The following is a 5,790-nucleotide window of genomic DNA, read 5'->3' on the forward strand; positions in this document are numbered from 1 at the left end:
TTCCTCAGACAGTATTGTAGTTAATTGCTGCACGAATGAGTCGGTACAAATATCAATACCATCAAAATCCAATACAACCAACTCAACACCTTCATTTAAACTATTTAAAATAATATTTTTAATTTTAATACCAACTTGATGACTACTTAAGGGTTCAAATTCTTTCATTCTTATTATTTTCATTTTATCATTATACCTTTAAAAATCAAAAAAATCATCTAAACTTTCATCTTCATAATCTTCATGAATCGCATTAAAAATAGGTTTAGTATCTATATCTTTTTTGCAGCAAATTATTATTTCAAAATGTGTCCCGATTATTTCATTTTCTAATTTAATGCGTCCATGTGGATAAGATTTATTAAATGTAATTTTAAATTCATTGGTTCTGCATACTATTGAACCCTCTGAACTTAAAACAAATTCTTTAAGTTTTGCTAAACCATTTCCTCTAGAAGGCATTATTTGTTTGTGTCTAGAAGTATTTAGTTCAAAAGCTTTTTTTAGTACATCTTTTCTACTTAAATCAGGATATTCATTTTTTAGACTATTAACAATTCCAATTCCGGAATCAGATATACCTATTTCTATTTGATTTTGACTCCCTCCATAATATTGAGCACAAATAAATCCTGGCATATCAATACTTCTCTCAGATTCTATAAACTCACCTCCATTACTGTGTTCAAGAATATTATCTGTGACTTCATATGTTGTAAGTAATATTCCCAATATTAAATTTTCTTTATTTTTTATATGAGATTTAAGAATTATTTTTAATCTATCATCAATAAAATCTGGGTCACCATCTTTAAAAATTTCTTTTGCTTCCATCATGTTTCTAGATACAGAGTGTCGAGTAAAACTCTCTTCTATTTCATACCCTAAGTTTTTAAAAAAATTAGCTCTTTGCAGATACATAATGTCATCATCATGAATTATATCAATAGAGTAATCTAAGCTATTAGCATAGTTTATCAATGTTGATAGAAATGATATACCTCCTGGTTTTGAAAATACTTTTTTAAATTCAAAATCAACATCTTCTTTTATTCCATACAAAACTTCTAAATTATTAGATACATATGAGAAAGTTATATCATTACCAATAGTTATATTTCTACTTTTAACTGTCATCTCAATGTTCCTATATATGCTATTATATTAAAGAACATTATATTGTTGTTTTCTTAAAGGTAGAATTATTTTATATTTAAATACACATTCCATTCGAAGATGATGGAAACAATAATGTTTTACAATAAGTTCTTTTTTGAAGAAGGGTATTAGGTTTTTAATCCAATAATTAGCACCACTAAGATAAAATTCTACTAATTAAATAGCCAACAGAATATATTAAGGCATAGTATTGATAATAGTAAAAAATTTAGACAAATATTTTGGTAAAGAAAAAGTACTAAATAACATTTCTCTTGAAATAAACAAAGGCGACATATTTGCCTTAGTCGGACATAGTGGAGCTGGAAAGTCAACGCTTCTTAGATGTATAAATGGATTAGAAAATTATGGCATCGGAACTTTAAAAGTTTTTGATAAAGAGATAAAAGAGCTCAAAAAAGATGAGCTTAGAGAATTTAGAAAAAATGTTGGAATGATTTTTCAACACTTCTCTTTGATGCAAAGAAAAACTGTTTATGAAAATATAGCTCTTCCTATGCAACTATGGAAATATGATAAAAAAGAAATAGATAAAAAAGTGATGGAGCTTTTAGAGCTTGTAGGTTTATCAAATAAAAAAGACTCTTACCCATCACAGTTAAGTGGTGGTCAAAAACAAAGAGTTGCAATCGCAAGAGCTTTAACCCTTGATCCAAAAATACTCTTAAGTGATGAAGCAACAAGCGCACTTGACCCAAATACTACAGCCTCTATCTTAGAACTTTTAAAAAAGATAAATGAAAAACTTGGAATTACTATAGTTATAGTTACACATGAGATGGATGTTGTAAAATCTATTGCTCAAAAAGCCATACTTCTTGAACATGGAAATATTATAGGCTCAGGATATATAGAAGATCTGTTTTTACAGCCTGATGAAAAAATGAAAAAGTTTCTAGGTGAAGAAGAAGTTGTACCGGAAACTGGCATCAATATTCGCCTTCATTTTCCAAAAGAGATAGCTCAGTACTCTATAGTTACACATATGGCAAGAACTCTAAATATAGACTTCAACATAGTATGGGGAAAATTAGAAAAGATAAATACTCATGTAATAGGTAGTTTAGTTATAAATATAGAAGAAAAAGATGAAGAAAATGTAACAGAGTATTTAAATGAAAAAAATATGAGATGGGAGAAAGCATAATGTTTGAAAAGATTTTACTTCCTGCGATAGGTGAAACACTATATATGAGTCTTACAGCAACATTTCTAGCTGTTTTACTTGGTTTTATTCCAGCAATCATGCTGATACTAAGTGACGAAGATGGTCTTAAACCAAATGCTAAACTTTACAGATCTTTAGATGTTGTTATAAACACTCTAAGATCTTTTCCGTTTATCATTTTGATGATAATACTTTTTCCGGTTACAAAAATGATTATAGGAAAAAGCATAGGAACTACAGCGGCGATTGTTCCACTGACAATTGGTGCGGCACCCTTTATAGCTAGACTTATAGAGAGTGCCTTAAAAGAGGTTGATAAGGGAGTTGTAGAAGCTGCAAAATCATTTGGCGCAAGCAACTTTCAAATAATCTTTAAAGTAATGATAGTTGAGGCTCTACCTGGTATAATCTCTACTATTACTTTAACTTTGATTACTGTAGTAGGTTTCTCAGCAATGGCAGGAGCCGTAGGTGGTGGCGGTTTGGGTGATGTAGCTATCAAGTATGGTTATTATCGCTTTCAAACAGACGTCATGATTTACACTGTTATGGCTCTTATAGTTTTAGTACAATTTTTTCAATCTCTTGGAGATTATATATACAAAATTACAAAAAAATAAAGGAAAAAAATGAAGTCAAATTTATTAAAGTTTCTACTTAGTGTAGCTGTTGTGTTAGGATTTAGTGCGTGTAGTGATGATAAAAAAGCAGAAGCTCAGGCAAAAGAAGAAGCAAGCAAGATTATAAGAATTGGTGCTACTCCAATTCCTCATGTAGAGATACTTGAACAAGTTAAGCCTATCCTTGCAAAAGCAGGTTATACACTTGAAATCAAAGAGTTTACTGACTACGTAACTCCAAATATAGCAGTAAATGAAGGTGACTTAGATGCAAACTTCTTTCAACATGCACCTTATTTAGATGAGTTTAACAAAAATAAGAATACTGATTTAGTTAAAACTGTAAATGTTCACTTAGAGCCTATGGGAGTTTATTCTATAAAAATCAAAAGTTTAGATGAGTTAAAAGATGGTGATTCTATCGCTGTTCCAAATGACCCAACAAATGAAAGCAGAGCTTTAGATGTTTTAGAAAAAGCTGGAGTTATGAAGTTTGCTGATAAAGCATTAAAAACTAAAATCGATATTATTGAAAACCCAAAAAATATTGTTCTTAAAGAGATTGACGCTCCTCAACTTCCTCGTGTTTTAGATGATGTAGCAGCAGCAGTAATTAATACAAACTATGCACTAAGTGCAGACTTAAACCCTACAAAAGATGCACTTGAGTTAGAGTCTATAAACTCTCCATATGCTAATATAGTTGTAGTTAGAAAAGGAAATGAAAATAGTGAAGCTATCAAAGCACTAAACAAAGCTATCAATTCTGAAGAAATTCGTGCCTTTATAAAAGAAAAATATAATGGTGCAATCATACCTGCGTTTTAGGTTTGATTAATATATAGATGCAAAGGGAAATAAACTCTTTGCATCTATATCTAAAAGAATTCTCTAGTTACTTAGTTGTTTAAAAAGTTTTTCTAACCATTTTTCAGCGTCTTTAACTTTATCAAATCTTTGAGATTTAGCAACTTGGTCTTGACCTTCATAAAATCTAACTCTAATACCATCTTCAACGTGATCGATCTTTGTTCTTGTGATTCTATTGAAGTTCAAGTGAACTCTTTCATTTAGTTTTACAAACATATATACTCCTTGTATTTTGTATGATTATAGCACAGAGGTGTTCTTTAGTCAAACAGTTACTACCTAAATATCACTCAATGCAGATACATCAAACTTATATGTTTTATGAGCTACTTTAACCAAAATCTTTTTCTCAGAAAGTTCTTTAAATAGTTTTATAAGTGTTGGTTTTGATATAGATACCTTTTGCATGATATCACTATAAGAAGCTACAAGCTCATTTTTATCGTTAAGATTATCTATGATACTTTTAACAACTTCTACTTGTTTAGAGTCAGTTATGGCTGATATAGTTCTAATGATATTTGAGTTCTTTTGTATCTCTTTTTCTTGCATAAGCGGTAATACAATGTCATGAATAGTATTTAGCAACTCTTTTAAGTTTATCGGCTTAACAATATAATTTTCTACCTTTAACTTTATAGCTTCTAAAAGGTACTTTGTATCTGTATGAGCTGTTGTTAAAATAGTTGGTATAAATATATTTTTTTCAAGCTTGAGTTCTTTTAAGAAATCTATTCCATTTTCATTTTCAAGCAAAATATCTGAAACTATTACATCAATATGTTCATTTTGTATAAGTTGCATCGCTTCTTGCGAAGTTTTTACTGCAAATACATTTTTTACAAAATCACTTAACATATCTCTAGTATGGTTAAGTAAAGCGTCATCATCTTCAAGATAAAGTATATTAAAGTTGTTTAGTATGTTTAAATTTCTAGTCATTTTTTATGTCTCCATTATTAATCGGGATAGTAATAGTAAATAGTGTACAGTTTTCAAAACCCTGATTTTTTATTTTATAATAAGTATTCTTACAATCAATAGTGCCTTGCATATGTTTTTGGATAATTTGCTGAGACATGTAAAGACCTATACCCGTTCCTGCACTTTTATACTTGGTAGTATAGTATGGTTCAAAAATATGAGGTAAGATTTCTTCATCTATACCTCCTCCATTGTCTACGATATTTATTCTTATCTTATTTCTTGATTGTTTGACAGTAACTTCGATGAGTCTTTTGTGTTCTTTTGAACTAAGTGCATCTTTTGAGTTTGAGATTATGTTTAAAAATACATGTGAGAGTTCATTGTAAAAGCCTTGCATCTTTACATCATGAATTATTTTCAAACAAAATTCTATCTGTTCTTTGTCTAGAACATATTTTGACAATTCAAAAGAGTGCTCAATACACTCTTTTAATGAGAAAGATTCCTTGTCTCTATTTGGTTTAAAAAAGTTCTGAAAATCTTCCAAAGTATTTGACATAGAATTACCTAGCAAGATAGCATCTTCTACTTTTACATTGACAAACTCAGGAGTTAACTTTCCAAGTTCCATCTTAGTTTGAAAGCCTTGAATAATCATCATTAAAGAGCCTAACGGTTGTCTCCATTGATGAGCAATATTTGAGATCATCTCACCTAAACTTGCGAGTCTAGACTGTTGAAACATTATTAAGTCTTTTTTTCGTGAGTTATCAACTTCTGTTTTGATTCTTTTTTCAAGAGATTCGTTTAAAGCCAACAACTCTTTTGTTTTTTCATTTACTGCATCTGCTAGACTAAAGTGAAGTTTTTTAAAGTGAATAATAATAGTAATTGAGAGGATAATAGAAAACAAAAATACCCATACTATGGAGATATTTAAAATCATTGCAAGAGTATCAAATATATTTTGAGTATCTCTTCTCTCACTAATTGCCATATTTAAATCGTAATTAGTTAAGTTTGTAA

8 protein-coding genes are annotated in these 5,790 nt (G+C 29.6%); 3 read left to right on the forward strand and 5 right to left on the reverse strand.

The features are described from left to right. Positions 1 to 183, reverse strand: a 183-nt coding sequence (locus tag QZZ48_RS13690; protein ID WP_294966799.1) for a DUF4325 domain-containing protein, incomplete at its 3' end; no start/stop codon positions are given. A 15-nt stretch (positions 184 to 198) separates the two neighbouring features. Beyond that, positions 199 to 1,137, reverse strand: coding sequence for a hypothetical protein (locus tag QZZ48_RS13695; protein ID WP_294966800.1), 939 nt, complete (start codon positions 1,135 to 1,137; stop codon positions 199 to 201). A 232-nt stretch (positions 1,138 to 1,369) separates the two neighbouring features. Between QZZ48_RS13695 and QZZ48_RS13700 the strand changes: the two genes are divergently transcribed. Genes QZZ48_RS13700 through QZZ48_RS13710 form a run of 3 tightly spaced genes read left to right on the forward strand, consistent with a single transcriptional unit; the run spans position 1,370 to position 3,795 of the window. Further along, positions 1,370 to 2,326: a methionine ABC transporter ATP-binding protein gene (locus QZZ48_RS13700; RefSeq protein WP_294966801.1), complete on the forward strand. Its 957-nt coding sequence runs from the start codon at positions 1,370 to 1,372 to the stop codon at positions 2,324 to 2,326. Beyond that, on the forward strand, positions 2,326 to 2,967 hold the full coding sequence (locus QZZ48_RS13705) for a methionine ABC transporter permease (protein ID WP_294966803.1): 642 nt from the start codon (positions 2,326 to 2,328) through the stop codon (positions 2,965 to 2,967). Before QZZ48_RS13700 ends, QZZ48_RS13705 begins: the two co-directional genes overlap by 1 nt. A 9-nt stretch (positions 2,968 to 2,976) precedes the next feature. Then, positions 2,977 to 3,795, forward strand: a complete 819-nt coding sequence (locus QZZ48_RS13710; RefSeq protein ID WP_294966805.1) for a MetQ/NlpA family ABC transporter substrate-binding protein — start codon at positions 2,977 to 2,979, stop codon at positions 3,793 to 3,795. 63 nt (positions 3,796 to 3,858) lie between these two features. Here QZZ48_RS13710 and QZZ48_RS13715 read toward each other — a convergent pair whose 3' ends face one another. From QZZ48_RS13715 to QZZ48_RS13725, 3 genes are all read right to left on the reverse strand, one after another. Beyond that, positions 3,859 to 4,053 carry a sodium-dependent tyrosine transporter gene (locus QZZ48_RS13715; protein WP_294966807.1) on the reverse strand — a complete coding sequence of 65 codons (195 nt, stop codon included), beginning with the start codon at positions 4,051 to 4,053 and terminating at the stop codon, positions 3,859 to 3,861. Positions 4,054 to 4,116: 63 nt separating this feature from the next. After that, positions 4,117 to 4,779 carry a response regulator gene (locus QZZ48_RS13720; protein ID WP_294966808.1) on the reverse strand — a complete coding sequence of 221 codons (663 nt, stop codon included), beginning with the start codon at positions 4,777 to 4,779 and terminating at the stop codon, positions 4,117 to 4,119. After that, positions 4,772 to 5,790: HAMP domain-containing sensor histidine kinase (locus tag QZZ48_RS13725; RefSeq protein WP_294966809.1), on the reverse strand; the 1,019-nt coding region annotated here is incomplete at its 5' end. The genes QZZ48_RS13720 and QZZ48_RS13725, both read right to left, overlap by 8 nt.

Origin of the sequence: Sulfurimonas sp. (assembly GCF_016744025.1) — a bacterium.
In the GTDB taxonomy this organism is placed as follows: Bacteria; Campylobacterota; Campylobacteria; order Campylobacterales; family Sulfurimonadaceae; genus Sulfurimonas.

What these genes read in the sequence shown, in the direction of transcription:
- QZZ48_RS13695 (WP_294966800.1), bottom strand. Translation starts at nt 1,137, where the DNA reads ATGACAGTTAAAAGTAGAAATATAACTATTGGTAATGATATAACTTTC.
- QZZ48_RS13705 (WP_294966803.1), top strand. Translation starts at nt 2,326, where the DNA reads ATGTTTGAAAAGATTTTACTTCCTGCGATAGGTGAAACACTATATATG.
- QZZ48_RS13710 (WP_294966805.1), top strand. Translation starts at nt 2,977, where the DNA reads ATGAAGTCAAATTTATTAAAGTTTCTACTTAGTGTAGCTGTTGTGTTA.
- QZZ48_RS13715 (WP_294966807.1), bottom strand. Translation starts at nt 4,053, where the DNA reads ATGTTTGTAAAACTAAATGAAAGAGTTCACTTGAACTTCAATAGAATC.
- QZZ48_RS13720 (WP_294966808.1), bottom strand. Translation starts at nt 4,779, where the DNA reads ATGACTAGAAATTTAAACATACTAAACAACTTTAATATACTTTATCTT.